The following is a 22,614-nucleotide window of genomic DNA, read 5'->3' as shown; positions in this document are numbered from 1 at the left end:
TTGTATGCAGAATGAGGAAGGATTTACTCTGTTAGAGATGCTATTAGTAATGGTTGTCATAACTATATTATTACTATTAATTATTCCAAATGTAGTTACACAGCGTTCATCGGTCCAAGGAAAAGGGTGTGCAGCTTACGTGAAATCTATAGAAGCGCAAATACAAGTATATCAATTACAACATAATAAAATTCCATCGTTAAAAGAACTGGCAGATGAAAAGTATATTACAACTGATAAGTGTCCGAATGGCGAATCTATTCATATATCAGATGATGGCACAGTATCAATTAGGGCATTGTGAAACAACAAGGGTTTACTTTTTTAGAAATGTTACTCGTTTTATTTGTTATTTCTGTATTAAGTATAGTTACGTATTTTAGTGTTCATTCCTTATACGAGCGACAAAAAGTTGAACAATTTTTGAGACAGTTTTCAAATGATATTTTGTATATGCAGCAATTAGCGATAAACCATCAAAAGCACTACACATTACGTTGGCATAAAGATAGAAATATGTATGCTATAAAAGAGTCAGGTACAAAGTATTATATCGTCAAGCGAGAGTATGAAGAAGATATACAAATTGATTTGCATACGTTTCCAAATCCGATGACATATAACCCAAGTGGAAATATTAATAGAGGTGGTACGATTATAATTTCGTATAGAAATTATAAATATGAAATTGTATTTCAGCTTGGAAGAGGGAGATTTACGTATCGTGAAATGTCAAAAAGGATCCATAATGGCTGAAATGATTGTATCGTTACTACTACCGCAAACAGTATTAGTTATGCAAGAAAGAAAAAATATACAAATTCGTTATAAGGCAACTGGATTATTAAAAAAAGAAGCAGCTATATATATGTATGGAAATGAAGAAAAGCGAATAATAGAAAAGAATATAAATGGAATTGGGTATTACACATATTGGGGAGGCAATGAAGTTTGTACCATGTGGAAAGATGTGAAAGACAGAATGATGGAACAATGCTTTTATGTAGGAGAAAAAATAAATTAGAATTTGGTTTTTCATTAATAGAAATGATTGTATGTCTGTTTCTATTATCAATATTTTTTTTGCTCTTTCCCCGCCTACATTTCATTGAAATGGAAAATAAACAGTCGAAAGGGTTAAATGATTGGGAGTGGGATGTGTATTTAGGGCAAATGCAATTGGAGTTTCGTGAAGTATCATCTGGAGAACAGCTAGCATTTGAAAATGGAGAAAGTATTTTACAATTCCGATCGCGTAATGGGAGTGAAGTATCGTATGAAAAAGAGAATAGTCGTCTTATAAGAAAGGTAGATAGGCGCGGGAGGGAAGTTGTTTTACAAAATATTGGAACGGTTTCTTACAAACTAACACCTCATGTACTCATTATAAATGTGAAAGATACTAGTGGGAAAATATATGAAGGTGTAGTTATGCGATATAGCGAAATAGGAATAAACGTATGAGAAAGCAAAAGGGATTTACAATGCCTGGAACGATTATCTTTCTTATTTTATTAACTTCTTTTTTTATATACGAAACAAATATGTTGTTTACAGATAAAAATTTTTATATAGGAATAGAACAAAAATTTTTATTGGATGAATTACTTAACCGATCTATTACAGATATAAAAAAAGACTTACAGCAAAAAGAAAAAGAAGGTACGTTTTTCTTTCAGTATGAAAAGGGAGAAGCGAGTGGAAATTATGTCTTTGAAAATGATTTAATTCTCGTTGCTTTGCAGTGTACACTCAAACAGGAAGCTTTCTATACGGTGAGTTTTCGGTATAGAAAAAAGGATGGGAAAATAGTCGATTGGATAGAAGGATAATATGTAAAATATATATATAGATAAACCAGGATTTCCTATTGTAAATTGAATTGATTTTTTAGAAGAAATGGACAAATATAATGATCAAAAGTTTAAATTTTCTCAAAAAAGAGAAAGGTAGAAAGAATATGATATATTCATGCTATCCAATCATTATTTTTAGGGAGAATAGGGAAATGACAAACAACAATCAAATAGGTGAAAATAAGGAACAAACTATTTTTGATCATAAAGGAAATACGATTATGACAGAAGATAGAGAAATACACATTATTTCAAAATTCGAAGAACCTCTTATTGTCGTATTAGCAAATGTACTAAGTGATGAAGAGTGTGATGAATTGATTGAAATGTCTAAAAATAAAATGGAGCGTTCTAAAATTGGTTCATCACGTGATGTAAATGATATTCGAACAAGTAGCGGTGCATTTTTGGAAGACAATGAACTTACTTCAAAGATTGAAAAACGAATTTCATCTATCATGAATGTTCCGGTGGCGCACGGAGAAGGATTGCACATTTTAAATTATGAAGTGGATCAACAATATAAAGCACACTATGATTATTTTGCGGAACATAGTAGATCAGCTGCTAACAATCGTATTAGTACGCTTGTAATGTATTTAAATGATGTAGAAGAAGGCGGAGAAACGTACTTCCCAAAATTAAATCTTTCTGTACACCCTAGAAAGGGAATGGCAGTATACTTTGAGTATTTTTATCAAGATCAATCACTAAACGAGCTTACGTTACACGGAGGGGCACCTGTAACGAAAGGCGAGAAATGGATTGCAACGCAGTGGGTGAGAAGAGGTACTTATAAGTAAAAGCGAGTGTTACGTTTTGTTCTTTATAGTATAAGAACAAAACGTTTTTTTATTAAACAAAGTAGCATCTTTCGTTATAATAACAATTAATAAATGACGATTGAGAGGACAAGAAATGAAATCTATATACATAACCGGCTACATGGGAGCAGGGAAAACAACAATTGGAAAAGCGTTAAGTAAAGAACTTCAAATGGATGTTGTAGATACTGATCAAAAAATCGAAGAGAAGCAAGAGAAGGCAATTCGAAAAATTTTTGCCGAAGAAGGCGAAATGGCTTTTCGGGAATATGAAAGCGAAATGTTACGTGCGCTACCAGTCCACAATGTTATTATTACAACTGGTGGGGGAATTATTGAACGAGCGGAAAATCGCAAGTGGATGAAAGAGAACGGAACTGTCGTGTATTTATATTGTGATCCGCATGTAATTGCAGAAAGGCTTCGGGAAGATACGACACGTCCACTATTTCAAAAGAAAGATATAGATGCATTCGTAAAGAAATTTGAATCACGCCGAGCTTATTATGAAGAGGCTCATATTCATATCGATACGACAAATAAGTCTGTAAAGCAAATTATGAATGAATTAAAGGAAAAGATTAATGTATAAAAAAGTGGACATACTAATCAAGTAGAGGTGATGATAATATGTCTACTAATGATTATGTTCGCTTTGTGACGCAGCAGTTTGTATCGTATATGGATGCTCCGAAAGAAGATCGTAAACAAAAGAAAGAACAACGCCGTGCTGAAAAAGAGCCATTTATGAATAAGTGGTTTGGTGTTATGCCGCTGAGTGCTGCTTTGTTTTACCGAAATGTAAAAAGTAAAAGAAAAAAATCAAGTTAAATTTTAGTCATATGTTTAGCAAACCCAAAATCCCCTAGTGTCGTATTACACTAGGGGATTTTTATTTACTGCACGGATTCTTGTTCTTCCGTAACGGCATGTATTTTATTGTTCACCCATACGAACCCTATTCCGATACAAATAGAAATGCCCCAGCCGACAGCGGTCATAATCGCTCTCATTTCACCATAGCCATCTACACCAAAAACAGAGATGAAATAAATTTTTAAAAAGCTTTTTAATATAAATTGCAGCCCGAAAAATAGCGTTAAATATTGCAGTGCTGGATATATACGACTATCACGATAAAGCTCACGACTTTTATCGCGATCATGGCCTTGCAGTGCGGCAATATCCGCAGCGAAATATAACATAAGTGGTTTCTTTATAAAAATTGTACATATGACGATAATACCGAGTACGATGTGATAATATGCATCATTCCACAACATTCGTTCAGCTGACCCAGATAATAAATCTACCGTTGTATTAGAAATGAGTGTAATTAAAATAAAGAACCCTGTCACGTTAAACTGTTTTTCTTTTTTAAAGGTATACAGTGTATAAATAATCCCCGGAACAGAGGAAAGTAACATCGCGTAATAAGGATCGATATAAGGTTTTGCAAATTTCCAAATGAGGAATGGGATTACGAGATAAAAGACAAGATCTAATATAGCTTTTTTATTTTGATTCATACAAAGCCTCCTTAAGTCATACATATATTTTATAATATAATTTCTGAAAATTGTATAAGGTTTAATGGGAAAAGAAAAAATATATCAATTTTCGAGGGGGGAGTAGATTGAAAAAAATTGCCCCTAGCGTAGTAAGTTTTTTTAGTATATAATAAAGGAAACGCTTTCATTTTTAATTTGTTCACAAAATGGACGGAAAATCACATATTTACTATCGATATGTTGCTTTATAATGAAACTAATTAAATATACATGCATACAATATTGTGAAATAAATAACATAAATAATCTATATAAATGTAAACGTTATCAAAATAGAGAGGTGGAGACAATGAGTAAATTTTTCTTCAATCATAATCCAGCAACAGTAGAGGATGGAAGGCTTGTTAAATATGCTGAAATTATTTATGGAGAAGGTGGCCGTTCTGTATTAGAAAATTTAATGGTGAAGGCATCTATCAGATTGCGTGATCGTTATCCGAATAAATCTGACGAGCAGATCTCGAACCTAGTAAATAAAGGCATCCATGATATGTTTCAAAAATATGTGAGCGAGTAAGAGTGGCCAATGGCTGCTCTTATTTTTTTGTATAAGGATTGTAACTCTAGCTGAAAATAAACATGTATTCTGAAAAACGTAAAAAGGAGTGGGAAAGATGAGCAATGGAATTGGACGTTCGAAAGAAAATCTTCCAACTGATGCAAATCATGTGAGCGCGAAGGATCGTGCGTATCAAAAACGCATGGCAAAGCAAAAACAACAAGAGCGTAATGAGGATAGAGAATAACTCGAAATAAAGCTCCTTCTAAAGCAGAAGGAGCTTTATTTTGATAGAAAATGATTCGCGGTAACATAAAAGAGTCCACCGTTAATAATTTGCACTGTAATACGTGGTTCATACTGTTCTTGCAGAGCTTGTTTTTCAATTTCATAGCTCTCAGGAAGTTCGTCACTTTCTTCATAAAAACGGTTTAAAAGGTCTAAATCATGATTCCAACGCACTCTTGCTTCTTTTGCCCACGTATGGTCATCTTCTGCAATTATATTTTTTAAAGCGTCTTCTATGCGTTGTAAACCACTTTGAGGTTTAATGATGGGCGAGAGCGTAAAACAAAAATCAGGTATTTTTGGTGTAAGTTTAATGTTTGTTAATGTTTCATGAAAGTTTGCCATCATTGTTCCAGAAATGAGATGAATACCAATCGAGTGAAGGATGTCTTTTTTTCGATCACATTGATAGGAAACTTTTATATTAATACCGAGCCAAGGGTGGAGCGGTGTATGTGTTGCTCCATTATGTCTTACATCCTCATATAAACGTATGTATGAGCCTAATTCTTTTGTCGTTTGGAAAATTTGATGTAGACGTGGTGAACCGTAGTGAATAAGCTCACCATCATTTTCTTCATTTTCTGGATTTGTAATAAGAGTAAGGCGCATCGGATTCGGTACGCCTCCTGTTTTCTCAAGATAGTGCCAATAAAAAGGGCGATTCATTAATAATTTATCCATCTCAATTGTTAACTGTACATCTAATAAATGAGGAGAACGTTCTAAAATTTCACAGTTATTCGCCTCAAAGAAATTGTATAAGTAATTATGAATTTCATGTTGCTGCATAGCCTTGCACCTCAGCTTCATTTCGTTTCGCAAAGTCGATAATAGATGTTAAGTTTTCCATCTTAATTCTAATTTCACCTTCGCTTTTTGATTGCGCGAAAATTTCTTGAATGTGCGCGTCGATGTTTTTCATATTAATTCTCGTTAAAATTTCATCGAGTTCACCGATAACACGCTCGAATAAGTTGATTTTTTCATATAACAGTTTCAGAATATGTTCTTCAACAGTATGCTTTGTAGCTAAGTTATAAATATGAACATCATTTTTTTGACCGAGACGGTGAATACGTCCGATTCTTTGCTCAAGACGCATTGGATTCCATGGCAAATCATAATTGATCATATGGCTACAAAACTGTAAGTTAATCCCTTCACCACCAGCTTCAGTTGCAATTAATACTTGTGCGTGGTTTTGGAAAAGCTCCTTCATCCAATCTTTCTTCCCGCGTTTAAACCCGCCGCGGAATGGAACGGAAGAAATACCGTGTTGTTGTAAAAACCATTGTAAGTACATTTGTGACGCTCGATATTCTGTGAAGATAACGACTTTATCGTCAATTTCTTTTATAAGCTCAAGAGCTTTATTTGCTTTTGAGTTGAAAGGAATATGATTAATTTTGTCCATTAGCACATCGATATGTGGATCTTTTATATAATGTTCGTTTTCTTTCTGTCTTTTTTCTACATGCTTTTTCAATGAATAGTAAACAGCCTCACGACTACTACACGCTTCCCGTTTTAAAGTTAACGATGAGAAAGCAGATGTGAAGGCGTCTTGTCCTCGCCAATTTTCGATATCATTATATAGAGCTTGTTCTTGTTCATTAAACTCAACAAAAATTGTACGTACATGTCTCTTCGGCCAATCGATACCGGTATTATGTCGTCTATTTCGCACCATTACTTTATTAATGAGAGCTTTTAAGTCTTCATCTGATTCGGCTGAGCGATTTTTGGAAGCGTAATATTCTTCAAAGTTGGATTGATTGCCTAAATGTCCTGGCTTTAATAAAGAAACAAGGTTAAAAATTTCATCAATCTTATTTTGAACAGGAGTAGCGGTTAGTAATAAACAAAACTTCTTTTTTAATCGTTGTGCAAATTCATAGTTTTTTGTTTTATTATTTTTCAGTTTATGTGCTTCATCGATAATAATAAGGTCATATTCCAAGTTCAACACGATATCGCGATGTGGTGAACGTTTCGCAGTATCAATTGATGATACGATTACGTCAGCTTGTTCCCATGAGTAGCTTTTCTTTTGTGCTACAGCGGGAATGAAAAACTTTGTATTCAGTTCGTATGCCCATTGTGATACGAGAGAAGCTGGGACAAGTATAAGTACCTTTTTCACAAGCCCGCGGACCATATATTCTTTCAAAATAAGTCCAGCTTCGATTGTTTTTCCAAGGCCTACTTCATCTGCTAGAATCGCTTTACCGTTCATTTGTTCAATCACATTTTGAGCGACTTCTAATTGATGCGGAAGCGGTGTGAAATGGGATAAATGTTTCGGTGCTTGTAGTCCATCAAAAGTAGGAACAAGTAACGATTTTTCTGTTTCATAAGCTAAGTGATATAAATCCCAGTTTGTCCAAGGACCATCTTCGTCAATTCTATTTAAAAAATTGTTTTGCCATGTCCGATCTACGGAAATATCGACATTCATTACAACTCTCCCACCTTTTATAAACTAAAGTAATTATTTTTTAATGTATGATGATTTGCCTTAAAAGAAGGCATAATTATCGTTATTAAAGGCTATATGATAGACAATAATAAAGTATTAAATCTCAAAAGCTGTATTTATTGTGTTTTAACATAAAAAATTCTAAATTATTTTTTATGCTAGAATATTGATGAAATATAGCGAATGATGTTAGGATAATGGTGTGAAATGTGTGGAATCTTTCGTATTTTATCCAAGAAAGTGATTTTTTATTTACGCTTTCATAAAAAAATATAATGAGATTCCGTATATCCTATCTTTTCAGAATGAAAATGTTTAGAAAAGGGAAGCAACTTTTATTGATTTGTCAAAGCATAAGGGGGAGAGAGCATGATTACATTACAACGTACACCGTTATTTGATGTATACGCGAAGTATGGTGGAAAAACAATCGACTTCGGTGGTTGGGAATTACCAGTTCAATTTTCAAGCATTAAAGAAGAACACGAAGCTGTACGTACAGCTGCAGGTTTGTTCGATGTGTCTCATATGGGAGAAGTTGAAGTAAAAGGTGTAGATAGTTTAGCATTTTTACAACGTGTTGTTACAAATGACGTATCTACCTTAAAGGTAGGGGGCGCACAATATACAGCTATGTGCTACGAAAATGGTGGTACAGTAGATGATTTATTAATCTACAAACGTGGTGAAGAAGACTATTTATTAGTAATCAATGCATCAAATATCGAGAAAGATTACGAATGGTTAGCAAGTCATGTAATTGGCGATGCGACAGTAGTCAATGTTTCTAGTGAAGTTGCACAGCTTGCAATTCAAGGACCAAAAGCAGAAGGCATTTTACAAAAAGTTGTGTCAGAAGATTTGAAAGAAATTAAGTTCTTTAAATTTAAAAACGATATTCTTGTAGATGGAATTCCAGCACTTGTATCTCGTACAGGTTACACAGGTGAAGATGGATTCGAAATTTACTGTAAGAGTGAAGATGCTGCAAAACTTTGGGAGAAACTTCTTGAAGTTGGAGCAGAAGAGGGCTTAAAAGCATGTGGTTTAGGTGCTCGTGATACACTTCGATTCGAAGCAACATTACCACTTTATGGACAAGAATTATCAAAAGATATTACACCGATTGAGGCTGGAATTGGCTTTGCGGTAAAAACAAATAAAGAAGCAGACTTCTTTGGAAAAGCAACGTTAAAAGAGCAAAAAGAAAACGGTGCGCCTCGTAAATTAGTCGGCATCGAAGTAATCGAACGTGGAATTCCTCGTACGCATTACCCTGTATTTATTGGTGAAGAAAAAATTGGGGAAGTAACGAGTGGTACACAATCTCCAACGTTAAAGAAAAGCATTGGTTTAGCACTAATTGATGTAAAATACGCAGCAGTTGATACAGAAGTAGAAATTGAAATTCGTAATAAACGCGTCAAAGCAGTAGTTGTTCCAACACCATTTTACAAACGTTCAAAGTAACGGGGAGAGGGGTAGATTTCATGTTGCATCGTTATCTTCCAATGACAGAAGAAGACAAAAAAGAAATGTTACAAACGATCGGCGTTCAAACGATCGATGAATTATTCTCTGATATTCCAGAGAGTGTTCGTTTTAAAGGGGATTTAAAAATTAAAGAAGCAAAATCAGAGCCAGAGCTTTTAAAAGAGCTATCTCAAATGGCTAGTAAAAATGCTAACTTAAAAGAATACGCTTCTTTCTTAGGAGCAGGCGTATACGATCATTATGCTCCAGTAATTGTAGATCATGTTATTTCTCGCTCAGAATTTTATACAGCTTACACACCATACCAACCGGAAATTTCACAAGGGGAATTACAAGCAATCTTTGAATTCCAAACAATGATTTGTGAATTAACAGGAATGGATGTAGCAAACTCTTCTATGTATGACGGGGGTACAGCTTTAGCTGAAGCGGCAATGTTAGCAGCTGGTCATACTCGCAAAAAGAAAATTCTTGTATCTAGCGCGGTTCATCCAGAATCAAGAGCAGTACTTGAAACGTATGCAAAAGGACAAAATCTTGAAGTTGTTGAAATTAATCATAAAGATGGTGTAACAGATTTAGACGTATTACAAAGTGAAGTAGATGATACAGTTGCTTGTGTAATCGTTCAATATCCAAACTTCTTCGGACAAGTTGAAAAATTAGCTGATATTGAAAAAATCGTTCATCAACAAAAATCATTATTTATCGTTTCTTCAAATCCATTATCATTAGGCGCATTAACACCACCAGGGAAATTTGGTGCTGATATTGTAATCGGTGATGCACAACCATTCGGTATTCCAACGCAGTTTGGTGGACCGCACTGTGGTTACTTTGCAACAACGAAAGCATTTATGCGTAAAATTCCAGGACGTCTTGTTGGACAAACTGTAGACTCAGATGGTAAACGTGGATTTGTATTAACGTTACAAGCACGTGAACAGCATATTCGTCGTGATAAAGCGACATCTAACATTTGTTCAAACCAAGCGTTAAATGCATTAGCAGCTTCTGTTGCAATGACGGCACTTGGCAAACAAGGTGTGAAAGAAATGGCACGTCAAAACATTTCTAAAGCACAATATGCAAAACGTCAATTTGAAGCGAAAGGCTTCACTGTAACATTTGCTGGACCATTCTTCAATGAGTTTGTTGTAGATTGCAAGCGTCCAGTGAAAGAAGTAAACGATGCATTATTACAAAAGAATATTATCGGCGGTTACGACCTAGGCCGTGATTATAAAGAGCATGAAAACCATATGCTTGTAGCAGTAACTGAGCTTCGTACAAAAGAGGAAATTGACACACTTGTAAACGAAATGGGGGCTATCCAATGAAGAACCAAGACCAAGCACTTATCTTTGAAGTGAGTAAAGAAGGACGCATAGGATATAGCTTACCCAAATTAGATGTAGAAGAAGTGAAACTAGAAGATGTGTTTGAGAGCGATTATATTCGAGTAGAAGATGCAGAGCTACCAGAAGTATCTGAACTTGATATTATGCGCCACTATACAGCACTTTCAAACCGTAACCACGGTGTGGATTCTGGATTCTATCCACTTGGATCTTGTACGATGAAATATAATCCGAAAATTAATGAGAGTGTAGCTCGTTTCGCAGGATTTGCAAATATTCATCCGTTGCAAGATGAAAAGACAGTACAAGGTGCAATGGAATTAATGTACGACTTACAAGAGCATTTAATTGAAATTACAGGTATGGATACTGTTACTTTACAACCAGCAGCTGGTGCACACGGAGAATGGACAGGTTTAATGTTAATTCGTGCATACCATGAAGCGAATGGTGACTTTAACCGTACGAAAGTAATTGTGCCTGACTCTGCTCACGGAACGAACCCAGCATCTGCAACTGTAGCTGGTTTTGAAACAATTACAGTAAAATCAAATGAAAATGGCCTTGTTGACTTAGAAGACTTAAAACGTGTTGTAAACGAAGAAACAGCAGCACTTATGTTAACAAATCCTAATACATTAGGTCTATTCGAAGAAAATATTTTAGAAATGGCAGAAATCGTCCATAATGCAGGCGGTAAATTATACTATGATGGTGCAAACTTAAATGCGGTATTAAGCCAAGCACGCCCAGGAGATATGGGATTTGACGTTGTGCATTTAAACCTTCATAAAACATTTACAGGTCCTCACGGCGGTGGTGGCCCAGGTTCTGGTCCAGTAGGTGTGAAAGCTGATTTAATTCCGTACTTACCAAAACCGATTTTAGAGAAAACGGAAAATGGTTATCACTTCAACTACGACCGTCCAGAAGCAATTGGTCGTGTGAAACCATTCTATGGTAACTTCGGAATTAACGTTCGTGCATACACGTATATTCGCTCTATGGGTCCAGATGGATTGCGTGCAGTAACTGAGTATGCGGTATTAAATGCGAACTATATGATGAGAAGATTAGCGCCATTCTACGATCTTCCATTCGATAGACATTGTAAACATGAATTTGTATTATCAGGTCGTCGTCAAAAGAAACTTGGTGTACGTACATTAGATATTGCAAAACGTCTGCTTGATTTCGGTTATCATCCACCAACAATTTACTTCCCATTAAATGTGGAAGAATGTATTATGATTGAGCCGACAGAAACAGAATCAAAAGAAACATTAGATGGTTTCATTGATAAGATGATTCAAATCGCTAAAGAAGTAGAAGAAAATCCAGAAGTTGTACAAGAAGCACCGCATACGACAGTCATTAAACGTTTAGACGAAACGATGGCTGCACGTAAACCAGTTTTACGTTATGCGAAGCCAGCTCCTGTACAAGTTTGATTAAAATAACAAAAGAAGAACTCGCTGAGGCGGGTTCTTTTTTTGTATGGATAATTTGTCCCGCATTAACGGACAGTAAACTCTCAACTCAAAACTTAGCTGGTGCAAAGAAGACAGGTGGGAGATAAACTGTCCGTAAATGCCCGATTGGTTCAACTAATAATCAGTGGGGATGAACAAAAATCCCCACTGATTAAAGTTTCACTTTATGCAGAAATAGTGAAGAAAATGTTAAAAAAATATGTTTTTTGTTTCCTAATGGTGTAAAGGTGTAGTTTTATAGGTAGTTTTGTTGAAAAAGTCGGTTTGATAAAAGTATTTATTTTTGTTAGAATTTTATTGAAATTAAGAAGATGTGATGAGGCAAAGATTACTCATTTTTATGTATATGTGAAAAAACGAACAAGACGGGGGTGAAAGTGTGGGATATCGATGTTATAGAATGGTATACCATTTAGAAAATGGAGAAACAATTAAAGATGTAAAAGAATTTTGCTATCGAGACCAGGGAAAAGTGTTAGAAAGAGTAGCAAATCGTGTAATGGATAATAGAGAAGTGACGGCGATTGATAAACAAGGAACAATCATTTCAATAGCATGTGAGGACATTGTAAAGGTAGAACTTGATTACATAACAGAAAGTTAACCTTGAGTCATATCGAATTATTCGATAAAATAAACTGTTGAATGGTGAAGTGAGAAGAGAGGAGTTTATCATGGGTAGTACAAGACACTTTTATATGTTTATCTTAGCGTTTGTTCTTGTTGTGGCATTAACGATTTACTTAATTGTTGACAGCAGCTGGTACAATACAGTTCATCCGGCATTCCTTCTGTTTATGTATATAGGAATTGCAGTAGTAAGTTTCGGAATGAGAGACGAGATGTTAGATCGCTTTGAAAAGTGATACATATACGAAAGACCAACAGGAAAATGTTGGTCTTTTTTTCTTGCCAAAAATAGGATGCTGTGTATATACTGTATATATAAGGTATACACAGTATATACACACACTGGAGGAAAACATGAATATTATTATTTCGAATTCTTCCCAAGACCCTATTTATGTGCAAATAAGAAAACAATTAAGCCAGCTTATTTTAAATGGCGGTTTAAAGGGTGGAGATCAATTACCGTCTATTCGTAGCTTAGCGAAGGAATTACAAATTAGTGTCATTACAACGAAGCGTGCATACGAGGAGCTTGAAAAAGAAGGATATATAGAAACTGTTGCTGGGAAGGGGACTTATGTTTCACGTAAAAATAATGAACTATTAAAAGAACAAAGGCTTCGCCTATTGGAAAGTAAAGCGGAAGAGATTGTGAATGAAAGTAAAGCGTTGCAGCTTTCACTTGAAGAATTACAGCAGATGATTGCGTTTTTATATAAGGGGGAATGAGAGAGATGTTAGAGTTAAAAAATGTTTGTAAAAGTTATGAAGGTTTCGCAGTGAAAAATATAAGTTTTACGTTACCACGCGGATATATTATGGGGTTTGTCGGACCGAATGGGGCCGGGAAAAGTACGACAATCAAAATGATTATGAATTTAATTAAAAAAGATAACGGAGATATAAAAATTTTTGGCAAGGACAATAAGAAAGCTGAAAAGGAAATAAAACAAAATATCGGCTTTGTATATGATGAAAATCATTATTACGAAGATTTAACGTGTGAACAAATGAAGCGTATTATTGCACCGTTATATAAAAAGTGGGACGAAGAGCAGTATCAATCGTATATGCATAGATTGCAAGTTCCCAAGTATAAAAAAATTAAAGAATTATCAAAAGGAATGAAAATGAAATTTGCGATTGCCATCGCACTTTCGCACCACGCAGAGTTTATTATTATGGACGAACCGACAGCAGGGTTAGATCCAGTTGTTCGAAGTGAATTACTTGATATGTTGCAAGAAATTGTAATGGAAGATGAAGTATCCGTATTATTCTCAACGCACATTACAACAGATTTAGAGCGCATTGCAGATTATGTTACGTTCATCAATGATGGAGAAATTATATTTACTGGTGAAAAAGAAGACTTAATGGAGAACTACGTAATCGTAAAAGGAAGTAATGATTTATTAGACCAAGAAGGAAAAGAACTATTTGTTGGATTACGAAAAAATAAATTTGGTTTCGAAGGTTTAGCGAAGGATAAACAAGGAATTATCGATTGGTTTGGAAATGAGGTTGTACTAGAAAAGCCTACATTAGATGACATTATCGTTTACACTGCGAAAGGGAGAGGTGCCTATGCGTCAGCTTGTATATAAAGATTTGTTCTTTTTTCGGGTAATGTGGTTAGTGAATTTTGTTATGCCTCTTTTGTTTTTTATGTTAGAGCCAAGTGGTGAATTTTTATTTCCGATGAGTTGTCTATTTATAACCCTCTCCTCCGTTATGACGTTAACCTTTATGGATGAAAGAAATAAAAGTGACATTATTATAAATAGTTTACCAGTAAGTCGGAAGGATATCATTATTGCTAGATATATTTCCTGTGCAATATTTATTGTCGGTGCCATGGCTTCAACTATGATAATTGTATTCCTTTTAAGAGGTATTGCTGTTATTGATGATATTGGTGTATACCATCCTAATTTTTATATTGAAATTCCATGGTATGTAGTGGTAAGTGGAGTGATTTATTCTGTAGTATTTGTGGCGACATTTTTTCCTAGTTATTATGGTACAAAATCAAAGGGCATGAGAAGTATAGTATCAGCCGCAGCAATGGGGATTGGTGTACTTCTTTGGATATTTATTAGTGATGGGCTGAATGAAACAACATCTTCATTCAGTGAGTGGATTATGAATCCAGTACATATTGGTGTATTTACAGTTGGAGGAATGATATTAGCTAGTGCCTATATCGCTTCTATGTTTCTTACAATTAAAATTTATAAAACGCGTGATTTATAGAGAGGGGAATTCATATGCAACAGTTGATTTTGAAGGAGTTTTTTTTACAGAAGAAGATGTTTCCTTTCTATTTTTTAATCCCTATTTTATCTATTTTTAAGAATTCCGTCGAACCAATGGGGATTGCAATAGGATTATTTATAACATGTAGTACGATTATATATATTTCTTTTTATTATGACGAGAAAAGTAAAGCGGAAAAAGTATTAGTGAGTTTACCTATAACGAGAAAAGAGATAATTATAGCTAAATATATTTCAAGCACATTATTTATTATGGCTGGTTTGAGTGTAACTTTTATAGTCGTAATATTAGGAAATATTTTATTGGACAGGGATATAGTCATGCCTGGATATGCAGTGTTTTCAGCGATAGTAGCAACTTTGATTTATTGTGTAGTAACGATACCGACTAATTACATTGGGGGATATAAAGTTATTACAGTCTTGAATTTGATTATGCTGTTTCCTTTAATGGGTATGATTGGTCTTATGTGCAATATTTTTGGTGATAAAACAATTATGTTAAAAGTACTTCACTCTCAAGAGGCTACACTAGCAATGGGTGTTCTTAGTATTGGAGTATTAGTGAGTATATTCATATCAATGTTCCTCTCAATGAAAATGTTTCAGCAGGCAGAGTTATAGAAGGGACATTTTCATATTAGGAGGTGCAATACATGATCAAGCAACTAATTTTAAAAGATTTCATTATTCAATGGAAATTTTTAATTTGGTACATACTGTATCCTGTTTTCTTTTATATGGCCTTAACAGATACGGAAAATCTGTTCATAATTATGTCAGTAATTATTACAATTGGGGCAACAGTAAAAACGTTTGAAGCAGATAGTAAAAATAAGAGTGAAGTTATAGTAAATAGTTTACCAATATTGAGAAAACAAATTGTATTTGCAAAATATATAGTAGCAATTATTATTCTTTTTATAAGTGTAATGGTCGGTTGTTTTACGATGGGAATGAAGAATGGGGTTAACCTATTTGAATTTATTGAAACGACAATGGTTGCTAGTATTAGCTTTATTTTAGTGTATTTAAGCTTTGTTTTACCGATATCGTTTTGGTTGGCCTATAAAAAAACTATTTTTATTGCGATTTTTATACTAATAGCACCTATGGCCGTTTCTTCTATTTTCTTTGGAATCAACCTAGAACAAATTCAACTATATAACAGCTTGTTATTCATTAGTTCAATATGCATGTTCATAATATCTATCTTTGTTTCAGTAAAAATATATGAAAAAAGAGAATTTTAAAAGGTGCCTTAAAAAAGGCACCTTCTTCAATAACGACAATACGAGAGCAGTAGTTTATAAAAAGAAACGCTATTTGGTACATCTTTTGGAGTATGTAATATAAAGCTGAAAACGATAACGAGAATAAGAAAGAGGAAAAATAAAAATAGAATTTGCTTATGTATAGAATTTTGCATATTATCCACTCCTTTTTTAGTTAGTATGTCCAAAAGAAAGGAGTGTATGAAAAATTTTAGGAGGGGAGAATGATGAACAAAAGAAAATGGTTATATAGAATAGGGGTATTTTTATTTTCAATCGGTCTCATATTAGCAAATTTTTATTCTAATATACCACCACTATTTCCAAGTTTACATAAAGGGGTTGGTATAAGTATTGCCATAATTGGTCTGTTTTGTCTTATCACATGTAACTTCTACAGAAAGTCTGAATGAATATAAAAAAGGACAGTTATTCTTTTTCAGAAATACTGTCCTTTTTAAATAACTTATTCCATAGTTTGGTGATACTCCATATAATGACGATTGCAATGGAGGCGATAATGGACCAAACAATCGATATAATTTCAAGTGTCATGTTAGGAAGGAATGTGAGAATGGATAATACTTTATGAAACAATGATTCTATTATATGAAAACTTATTTGTAATAGAATGACGATACAAAGTGTGATCCATGCTAATATTTTCTTTCCTTGTTCTTTCCACATGACATTCACCTCACGTTAGCTTAATAGTTTTAAGCCAACAGCGCCGCATAAAATGCAGCTTAAGAAAGCAAGACGACGCCAATCCGCTGATTCTCGGAAAATAAGGATGCCTAGAAGTGCGCTTCCGGCAGTTCCAATTCCAGTCCAAATCGCGTAAGCAGTTCCCATCGGTAATGTGTTCATCGCAAGAGATAAGAAGAAGAAGCTTACGCCGAAGTTAGCGATTAAAATAACTTTTGGTGCCCAGCCTTTCTTTTCAGTGGCTACTTTCATAAAGAGTACACCAATAATTTCACAAATACCAGCTAGAATTAAAAATACCCAAGCCATTTTATGCAGCCTCCTTCGCTTCTTTTTCTTCTGTTACTCGTTTTAAACCAATTACTCCGAAGAAGATTAAACCGATTAATAAAACTTTTACGATAGAGAAAGGTTCTCCGAAAATGAAAATCTCAGTAAGAACGATTCCACCAGCTCCGATTCCTGTAAAGACTGCGTATACAGTGCCGACAGGTAAATCTTTATAAGCTCTAAATAATAAGACGAAACTAATTGTAATTAATAGAGCAACACCAGCCCATTCAAGTGGTGCCTCTGCTTTTTTTAGTCCAATCACCCAAAAGATTTCAATAATACCAGCGATGATTACATAAATCCATGCCATATGTCATTTCTCCTTCCTACCAGTCGTTAGGTAAAGGGCTTAAAAACGACGCATTGCAAAGGGCAATCCGTCAGTTTGAAAGTCCGCGCCAAAATACTTTCCAAGAAGCGTCTAAACGTGTCTCAAAACGATTTAAACCTGCGTATAATAGTTCAACCATAAGACCGTCGAGTAAGCATAGAAAAGCCTCTAAGGCGTCTTTTACTTCAATGTTATGCAGCTCATCTTGTTCGCTTGCTCTTTTAAATACAGGGAATAAAAGTTTTCCGACGTTTTCAATGTGTACATTTGCTTTATTAATAATTTGTTCGCGAAATGCATCAGGCGGAAAATAAGAAGTTCGTAACCAAAACATTGATTCTTCACTTTCACCAAATCGTTTTGCATACCCTTTTAATAATTTTAAAAGCAATTCTTCAGTGGACGAATTGGAAAAGCTTTCGATATCGCCTGTGAAGCTCTGCAAATCTTTTTGAAGAGCAGATTCTAAGCATATGAAATATAGCTCTTCTTTTCCTTTAAAGTGTGCGTAAATCGATGGTTTTTTAATCCCAACTTCTTGAGCAATATTTGCCAATGAAGTTCCTTCATAGCCGTAGCGTGCGAAATGAGAAAGTGCTACAGCTTTAATGCGGTTTGCTGTCATTTTCATCCCCTACCTACCGTTCGTTAGGTTCATTATATGAGATGGGAAATATAAAGTCAATAGGTGAAGAGCTGAGAAAGAGCGTTATAGGTAACGCTCTTTTTAGACAGTCTCTCGCTCAATTAAATGGAATGAAAGTTCTTTTGCACTGCCGACAATTTGCTCGCTTTGGATCTGCTTATGGAATAAAGAAAAAGCATGTGAGCCCATTGCGAGACCGGGATGTTCAATTGTGGAAATTTCTAATGCCTTTGAAATTTCATGATTATCAAATCCAAGGATAGCAAGGTCTTCAGGTACTCGAATACCATGTTTTCGAGCCTCTGTTAATAAACCAGCTGCAACTTGATCGTTCGCTGTGAAAATAGCAGTTGGACGATTTGTCATATTTAAAATACGATGGAGTATTTGTGCTCCGTCCTGCATTGTATAGCATTGGTGGAAAATCCATTCAGGATGCAACGTTTTCCCTTCGTTACGAAGTGTATCGGCGAACGCTTTTTCGCGCTCCATGGAATTTACACTTGTTTTTCTTGCTAAACAAATTCCGATTTTTTCATGGCCTCTACTTAGTAAATAGGCAGTACCGAGACGGAAACCTTCATAATGATCTACGTAGATGGATGAAATGAGGGGATGCTTCATTTTTTCACATGAAATAATAGGGGCAAATTTTGCAAAAGGTTCGATTTGTTCCCAAGAGCTCGTTCGGGAGCAAATAATCATCCCATCAAATTGTTTCATTTTCATCATTTCAAGAACACGAATTTCTTCAATGCTATCGTAATTCGTTTGACATAAATTAATGTGATATCCGGCAGCTAACGCTTCGTTTCCGATTCCTTCAATAATCGTACTGAAGTAGGGGAGGTTAATGAAAGGAAGCATAACGCCAATTGTATATGTTTTCCCTCTTATTAAATGGACAGCATTTATATTTTTTGCGTAGTTTAATTCTTCAACAGCATCTAGAACACGCTTACGCTTTTCTTCTTTTACGTAAGGGTGATTATTCAGGACACGAGAAACAGTTGATATCGATACACCAGCAGTTTTAGCAATTTGTTTTATATTGGCCATATGTATCACCTCTTTCCCTTATTATAAAGGGAAAATAATAAGAAAGAAAAAATCTTGACCTGAAAAGCTTTTCACAAACTATGGTATTAATAAGACTTCTTTTTATTCGCGTAACCTTTTCACTTGGGCGTAAGAATGATAGGGGTCTTTTTTGTTTGCAAAAAGTGTTGTCAAAATGTGTGAGAATAACGTGGAAAGTTTTCAAAGGTGGAGTTTGGTGACAAAGCGAATATGAAGAGAATATCAACGCTTCGTTCGTTAAGAGAGCGGTATGAAAGGGCGGAAACAAATTGAAAAAAAGAATCATTTGTTTCGTGTTTTCTAGTTTCATGCTTAGTTCGTGTTCGTTTCAGCAAACGATGCAAGAAGAAAAACACTTTGTGGGAACAACAGGAGGAGCTATGGATCGTGTTACGGATCCTATTCCGCTAAAGGAACTTCCAAAATATTTTCCGGTGAAGTTTAAAGTTCCAACGTTTTTACCGTACGACATTACAAGTGATGTGAAGGGGGAAGTAAGAACGCTTGGGAAAAAGAACACTGTCTTAACGATTAAATATAAACAGAAGGAGTCAGGTAGAAATGAGTATATTGAGTTAAATGTCGCGAACTTTCCCTATAGTTTTCCGGATCTTGTGGAAGAGAAGCGATTTCAAGAACAAATGAAACTGAATAATGGAACGTCTGCTTATTTTAAAAATAAAGATGATTATGAACGTGGTGACGAATTTGCTACGCTTATATGGAAAGAGAAAGGAATTGAATATCAACTGCTGTATCGGAATGTAGAAGAGAACGATGAAAAGGTAATCAAGCAGAATTTATTATACATTGCGAATAAGATGAAATGAAAAAACTAGCTGATTTATTCAGCTAGTTTTTTGTATGTTATTATTTCTTTTTAATTTTGCCTGTCCAAGATTTAAATCCACCTTGTAATTGGTAGAAATCTTTGTAGCCTTGTTTTTTTAAGTATTGCGCTGCACGACCTGTACGGAATCCGCTTTGGCAATATAAGTAAACAGGTTGATCTTGACGAAGTTCTTTATGGCGAAGGCGAATTTGTGATAACGGAATGTTACGTGCACCTAAAATATGCCCTGCGTTATATTCATCTGCTTCACGAATATCGATAAGCTGTGCTTTACGGTAGCCAGCGCGAAATTCTTCTTCTGTAAGAGTTTTAATTAATTTTTTCTGATAGAAGTACATCCATACAGTGTAGCCGATAAATGCTACGATTACGGCTAATAAAATAATCCAAGTTGTTGACACGATTCTATCGCTCCCTTTTTTCTTATCCTACTTTCAATATTATAATGCCCATATGTATTTATGCAACAGATTCATTTGCATATAAGAAGAAATTTCGTATTCTTTCACAAATTTTGTCGAATTTGGTAGACTAGAGAATGTGAAAAATAATTGGTTATATGAGGTGCAGGATGGGAAAAGAAAAATGGTGTTATATTAACTCTGGTCAATGTTCACCGGCATTTAATATGGCGTTAGATGAATGTTTATTAAATTGGCAAAGTGACAAGAAAATGCCACCAACAATTCGTTTTTATGAATGGGAAGTACCAACATTAACAGTTGGATATTTTCAACGTGTTGAAAAAGATATTAATATGGATGTAGTTAACGAAAAGAAATATGGATTCGTTCGTCGTCAAACAGGCGGCAGGGGTGTACTACATGACAAAGAGTTAACGTATAGTGTTATTGTGTCTGAAGATCATCCGAACATGCCGAAAACAGTTACAGAAGCGTATCGTGTTATTTCGCAAGGTTTATTAGATGGTTTTAAGGCATTAGGGTTAGAAGCCTATTATGCAGTTCCAAAAACAGAAGCAGATCGTGAAAATTTAAAAAATCCACGTTCAGGCGTATGTTTTGATGCACCATCTTGGTATGAAATTGTAGTGGAAGGACGAAAAATTGCTGGTAGTGCTCAAACACGTCAAAAAGGTGTTATTTTACAGCATGGATCGATTCCATTAGAAATTGATTTAGATGAACTATATGATCTATTTTTATTCCCAAATGAACGTGTGAAGGAACGTATGAAGAGTATGTTCTCTTCTAAAGCAGTAGCAATTAATGAATTAACAGACCGTACATTTACGATAGAGCAGTTAATTAAAGCGTTTGAAGTTGGCTTTGAAAAAGGATTAGATGTAGAACTTGTTCCATATGAATTAACAGAAGAACAGTTACATGAAGTTCAAACGTTAGCGAAAGAAAAGTATGAAAGTAATGAGTGGAATTATAAAAAATAAGAGATGGCGATAGCCACCTCTTATTTTTTTATAGTAAATTAAGTACTTTTTCTACTTTGATTCCTTTATCTTGTAAAGAACGAAGGCGACTTACAACGTCCATAATTTCTTTGTCAAATGTAACGCTAATACCTTGGCTTTGTAGTTCTTCTTTTAAGCTTTCAATAGAATCATCTATGTCGATGCCAAGCTCGTAATCTTGACAAACTTCAATTGTCTTTTTCACGAGTTTAACATAATTTTCTTGTAGTTTTGAATTTGTTTCAGTCAAAGCAGGCTGCTTCGGTTTTGCAGGAGCAACCGGTGCTGTCTCTTGCTTTGTAACTGGAGTAGGGACTGCTTTTTTCACAGGCGCTGGAGTAACTAGTTCTACAGCTGCTTCTACGCTTACTGGCTTCGGTGTCGGTACCGGAGTAGGCTTAGGTGCCATAGCAGGTGTTTCCACACGCGTAACAGGCTTAGGAGCAGGCGTAATTGCTTTTGGAGCTTCTACAACTACTTCTTTTTTCGGTGCTGCTTCTACCTGTGTTTCTTCTTGCTCGGCAGCTTCTTTATTTTCTTTACTCCACATAACGCGTTCAATTTCTAGAGAAACATTGTTTTTGTTCATCGCTGTTAATGTAACTTTACCAACTTCAGCGTTTCCAGTGAAATCAACAATTTTATAAATAACACTCTTGTTCCAATCCACGTTTCCGCTCAAAAATAATTCTTCGTTACATTTCGGCGTTAAGCCCTCGATTTTAATTTCTGCGTTTACACCGTTTTCACTATATACCATAATTAGCGAAGCATTTACATCTTCGTCTGCTAACATTAGTTCACGTACCATTTTGCCGGTGCGTACTTGCGTTTTCTTCTTAACTGACATCTAATTTCTCCTCTCAAAAATTCAGTAATAATAAAAAAATCGTATAACGAAAAATAATTGCTCACGAAGATTTATGATACCGATAATAAAAGCATCACGTCAACAATTAACTTTAATTATTTTGCATTTTTCTTATTTTCTTTATGAAATTTTTCAATTTGTAAAATTAGACAGAAGAAAAAACAGCCTTTTGAAGGGCTGTTAAAAATTTGATTTTTTGTATAGTAGTTTATATAAAATAAAAAATAAGATTGCGATTAAGGCGTTTTGCCAAAAAGTTAGATGGTAAATGAAATAAGGTTGTTTTCTGAAATAAATATTTACGAATATAGC

General features: G+C 34.8%; 34 protein-coding genes. 23 read left to right on the top strand and 11 right to left on the bottom strand.

Annotated elements, in window-relative coordinates:
• Nucleotides 1-4 precede the first annotated feature (4 nt).
• The 8 genes from comGC to GBN78_RS10195 all read left to right on the top strand — a co-directional run bounded on the left by comGC (nt 5) and on the right by GBN78_RS10195 (nt 3,511).
• Nucleotides 5-304: a competence type IV pilus major pilin ComGC gene (comGC, locus tag GBN78_RS10230; RefSeq protein ID WP_001178686.1), complete on the top strand. Its 300-nt coding sequence runs from the start codon at nt 5-7 to the stop codon at nt 302-304.
• Nucleotides 301-756, top strand: a complete 456-nt coding sequence (gene comGD / locus GBN78_RS10225) for a competence type IV pilus minor pilin ComGD (protein WP_000813142.1) — start codon at nt 301-303, stop codon at nt 754-756. The genes comGC and comGD overlap by 4 nt, the downstream gene beginning before the upstream one ends.
• Nucleotides 749-1,024: a type II secretion system protein gene (locus GBN78_RS10220; RefSeq protein WP_152127335.1), complete on the top strand. Its 276-nt coding sequence runs from the start codon at nt 749-751 to the stop codon at nt 1,022-1,024. Before comGD ends, GBN78_RS10220 begins: the two co-directional genes overlap by 8 nt.
• Nucleotides 994-1,464, top strand: coding sequence for a competence type IV pilus minor pilin ComGF (gene comGF / locus GBN78_RS10215; protein WP_000923098.1), 471 nt, complete (start codon nt 994-996; stop codon nt 1,462-1,464). The genes GBN78_RS10220 and comGF overlap by 31 nt, the downstream gene beginning before the upstream one ends.
• Complete coding sequence (gene comGG / locus GBN78_RS10210) at nt 1,461-1,832, top strand: competence type IV pilus minor pilin ComGG (protein ID WP_001231273.1); 372 nt, start codon at nt 1,461-1,463, stop codon at nt 1,830-1,832. Before comGF ends, comGG begins: the two co-directional genes overlap by 4 nt.
• A 176-nt stretch (nt 1,833-2,008) precedes the next feature.
• Nucleotides 2,009-2,659, top strand: a complete 651-nt coding sequence (locus tag GBN78_RS10205) for a 2OG-Fe(II) oxygenase (protein ID WP_000183860.1) — start codon at nt 2,009-2,011, stop codon at nt 2,657-2,659.
• Nucleotides 2,660-2,774: 115 nt separating this feature from the next.
• Nucleotides 2,775-3,272, top strand: a complete 498-nt coding sequence (locus GBN78_RS10200; protein ID WP_000836650.1) for a shikimate kinase — start codon at nt 2,775-2,777, stop codon at nt 3,270-3,272.
• Nucleotides 3,273-3,310: 38 nt separating this feature from the next.
• Nucleotides 3,311-3,511: a YqzE family protein gene (locus GBN78_RS10195; RefSeq protein ID WP_000106083.1), complete on the top strand. Its 201-nt coding sequence runs from the start codon at nt 3,311-3,313 to the stop codon at nt 3,509-3,511.
• A gap of 65 nt (nt 3,512-3,576) precedes the next feature.
• Here GBN78_RS10195 and GBN78_RS10190 read toward each other — a convergent pair whose 3' ends face one another.
• Both GBN78_RS10190 and GBN78_RS10185 read right to left on the bottom strand, forming a co-directional pair.
• Nucleotides 3,577-4,209, bottom strand: a complete 633-nt coding sequence (locus GBN78_RS10190) for a VC0807 family protein (protein WP_001073111.1) — start codon at nt 4,207-4,209, stop codon at nt 3,577-3,579.
• Between the two features lie 141 nt (nt 4,210-4,350).
• Nucleotides 4,351-4,467: a hypothetical protein gene (locus tag GBN78_RS10185; RefSeq protein WP_001987222.1), complete on the bottom strand. Its 117-nt coding sequence runs from the start codon at nt 4,465-4,467 to the stop codon at nt 4,351-4,353.
• A gap of 73 nt (nt 4,468-4,540) precedes the next feature.
• On the opposite strand from GBN78_RS10185, the gene GBN78_RS10180 reads away from it, so the two are divergent.
• Nucleotides 4,541-4,768 carry a hypothetical protein gene (locus GBN78_RS10180; RefSeq protein WP_000032702.1) on the top strand — a complete coding sequence of 76 codons (228 nt, stop codon included), beginning with the start codon at nt 4,541-4,543 and terminating at the stop codon, nt 4,766-4,768.
• Nucleotides 4,769-4,865: 97 nt separating this feature from the next.
• Nucleotides 4,866-4,997 (top strand): hypothetical protein, encoded by a 132-nt coding sequence (locus tag GBN78_RS30865; protein WP_000064668.1) that lies wholly within the window; start codon nt 4,866-4,868, stop codon nt 4,995-4,997.
• 35 nt (nt 4,998-5,032) lie between these two features.
• On the opposite strand, the gene GBN78_RS10175 is transcribed toward GBN78_RS30865, so the two are convergent.
• Together GBN78_RS10175 and GBN78_RS10170 are read right to left on the bottom strand one after the other, a co-directional pair.
• A complete protein-coding gene (locus tag GBN78_RS10175; protein WP_001183964.1) occupies nt 5,033-5,830 on the bottom strand; it encodes a YqhG family protein in 798 nt (265 codons plus the stop codon).
• A complete protein-coding gene (locus GBN78_RS10170; protein ID WP_001100037.1) occupies nt 5,817-7,499 on the bottom strand; it encodes a DEAD/DEAH box helicase in 1,683 nt (560 codons plus the stop codon). The genes GBN78_RS10175 and GBN78_RS10170 overlap by 14 nt, the downstream gene beginning before the upstream one ends.
• A gap of 390 nt (nt 7,500-7,889) precedes the next feature.
• Here GBN78_RS10170 and gcvT point away from each other — a divergent pair, with 390 nt between their 5' ends.
• The 11 genes from gcvT to GBN78_RS10110 all read left to right on the top strand — a co-directional run bounded on the left by gcvT (nt 7,890) and on the right by GBN78_RS10110 (nt 16,464).
• Complete coding sequence (gene gcvT / locus GBN78_RS10165) at nt 7,890-8,990, top strand: glycine cleavage system aminomethyltransferase GcvT (RefSeq protein WP_000631769.1); 1,101 nt, start codon at nt 7,890-7,892, stop codon at nt 8,988-8,990.
• A gap of 20 nt (nt 8,991-9,010) precedes the next feature.
• Entirely contained in the window at nt 9,011-10,354 is a 1,344-nt protein-coding gene (gene gcvPA, locus GBN78_RS10160; protein WP_000903240.1) for an aminomethyl-transferring glycine dehydrogenase subunit 1, read from the top strand.
• Nucleotides 10,351-11,826, top strand: a complete 1,476-nt coding sequence (gene gcvPB / locus GBN78_RS10155) for an aminomethyl-transferring glycine dehydrogenase subunit 2 (RefSeq protein WP_000795702.1) — start codon at nt 10,351-10,353, stop codon at nt 11,824-11,826. Before gcvPA ends, gcvPB begins: the two co-directional genes overlap by 4 nt.
• A 442-nt stretch (nt 11,827-12,268) precedes the next feature.
• Entirely contained in the window at nt 12,269-12,472 is a 204-nt protein-coding gene (locus GBN78_RS10145; protein WP_000262496.1) for a DUF3929 family protein, read from the top strand.
• Between the two features lie 70 nt (nt 12,473-12,542).
• Nucleotides 12,543-12,734, top strand: a complete 192-nt coding sequence (locus tag GBN78_RS10140) for a hypothetical protein (protein WP_000535933.1) — start codon at nt 12,543-12,545, stop codon at nt 12,732-12,734.
• Between the two features lie 118 nt (nt 12,735-12,852).
• On the top strand, nt 12,853-13,227 hold the full coding sequence (locus tag GBN78_RS10135; RefSeq protein ID WP_001021353.1) for a GntR family transcriptional regulator: 375 nt from the start codon (nt 12,853-12,855) through the stop codon (nt 13,225-13,227).
• 5 nt (nt 13,228-13,232) lie between these two features.
• On the top strand, nt 13,233-14,105 hold the full coding sequence (locus GBN78_RS10130) for an ABC transporter ATP-binding protein (RefSeq protein WP_061138955.1): 873 nt from the start codon (nt 13,233-13,235) through the stop codon (nt 14,103-14,105).
• On the top strand, nt 14,086-14,754 hold the full coding sequence (locus GBN78_RS10125; RefSeq protein WP_001249563.1) for an ABC-2 transporter permease: 669 nt from the start codon (nt 14,086-14,088) through the stop codon (nt 14,752-14,754). Before GBN78_RS10130 ends, GBN78_RS10125 begins: the two co-directional genes overlap by 20 nt.
• Before the next feature lie 14 nt (nt 14,755-14,768).
• Entirely contained in the window at nt 14,769-15,401 is a 633-nt protein-coding gene (locus tag GBN78_RS10120) for an ABC-2 transporter permease (RefSeq protein WP_001186558.1), read from the top strand.
• Between the two features lie 32 nt (nt 15,402-15,433).
• Nucleotides 15,434-16,030: an ABC-2 transporter permease gene (locus tag GBN78_RS10115; RefSeq protein WP_070756949.1), complete on the top strand. Its 597-nt coding sequence runs from the start codon at nt 15,434-15,436 to the stop codon at nt 16,028-16,030.
• A gap of 245 nt (nt 16,031-16,275) precedes the next feature.
• A complete protein-coding gene (locus GBN78_RS10110; protein WP_033685729.1) occupies nt 16,276-16,464 on the top strand; it encodes a hypothetical protein in 189 nt (62 codons plus the stop codon).
• A gap of 16 nt (nt 16,465-16,480) precedes the next feature.
• Here GBN78_RS10110 and GBN78_RS10105 read toward each other — a convergent pair whose 3' ends face one another.
• From GBN78_RS10105 to GBN78_RS10085, 5 genes are all read right to left on the bottom strand, one after another.
• Nucleotides 16,481-16,738, bottom strand: coding sequence for a DUF3975 family protein (locus GBN78_RS10105; protein ID WP_000265428.1), 258 nt, complete (start codon nt 16,736-16,738; stop codon nt 16,481-16,483).
• Between the two features lie 15 nt (nt 16,739-16,753).
• On the bottom strand, nt 16,754-17,068 hold the full coding sequence (locus GBN78_RS10100; RefSeq protein ID WP_000312623.1) for a DMT family transporter: 315 nt from the start codon (nt 17,066-17,068) through the stop codon (nt 16,754-16,756).
• Nucleotide 17,069: 1 nt separating this feature from the next.
• Complete coding sequence (locus GBN78_RS10095) at nt 17,070-17,402, bottom strand: DMT family transporter (RefSeq protein WP_000312339.1); 333 nt, start codon at nt 17,400-17,402, stop codon at nt 17,070-17,072.
• A 70-nt stretch (nt 17,403-17,472) separates the two neighbouring features.
• Complete coding sequence (locus GBN78_RS10090) at nt 17,473-18,054, bottom strand: TetR/AcrR family transcriptional regulator (protein ID WP_002005730.1); 582 nt, start codon at nt 18,052-18,054, stop codon at nt 17,473-17,475.
• Between the two features lie 96 nt (nt 18,055-18,150).
• The gene (locus tag GBN78_RS10085) at nt 18,151-19,128 is read right to left on the bottom strand and encodes a LacI family DNA-binding transcriptional regulator (protein WP_001273983.1); all 978 of its coding nucleotides are present in this window, start codon (nt 19,126-19,128) and stop codon (nt 18,151-18,153) included.
• Between the two features lie 314 nt (nt 19,129-19,442).
• On the opposite strand from GBN78_RS10085, the gene GBN78_RS10080 reads away from it, so the two are divergent.
• Nucleotides 19,443-19,979, top strand: coding sequence for a hypothetical protein (locus tag GBN78_RS10080; protein WP_025966335.1), 537 nt, complete (start codon nt 19,443-19,445; stop codon nt 19,977-19,979).
• A gap of 40 nt (nt 19,980-20,019) precedes the next feature.
• Here GBN78_RS10080 and GBN78_RS10075 read toward each other — a convergent pair whose 3' ends face one another.
• Nucleotides 20,020-20,403: a rhodanese-like domain-containing protein gene (locus GBN78_RS10075; protein WP_000108653.1), complete on the bottom strand. Its 384-nt coding sequence runs from the start codon at nt 20,401-20,403 to the stop codon at nt 20,020-20,022.
• A 170-nt stretch (nt 20,404-20,573) separates the two neighbouring features.
• Here GBN78_RS10075 and GBN78_RS10070 point away from each other — a divergent pair, with 170 nt between their 5' ends.
• Complete coding sequence (locus GBN78_RS10070; protein WP_000514067.1) at nt 20,574-21,410, top strand: lipoate--protein ligase family protein; 837 nt, start codon at nt 20,574-20,576, stop codon at nt 21,408-21,410.
• 28 nt (nt 21,411-21,438) lie between these two features.
• Here GBN78_RS10070 and GBN78_RS10065 read toward each other — a convergent pair whose 3' ends face one another.
• Nucleotides 21,439-22,281, bottom strand: coding sequence for a hypothetical protein (locus GBN78_RS10065; protein WP_000111900.1), 843 nt, complete (start codon nt 22,279-22,281; stop codon nt 21,439-21,441).
• Nucleotides 22,282-22,614 lie beyond the last annotated feature (333 nt).

The organism is Bacillus sp. B2-WWTP-C-10-Post-4 (assembly GCF_009183805.1).
In the GTDB taxonomy this organism is placed as follows: Bacteria; Bacillota; Bacilli; order Bacillales; family Bacillaceae_G; genus Bacillus_A; species Bacillus_A cereus.
The sequence above is the reverse complement of the archived record's forward strand: the minus strand, read 5'-3'. Positions and strand labels throughout refer to the sequence as shown.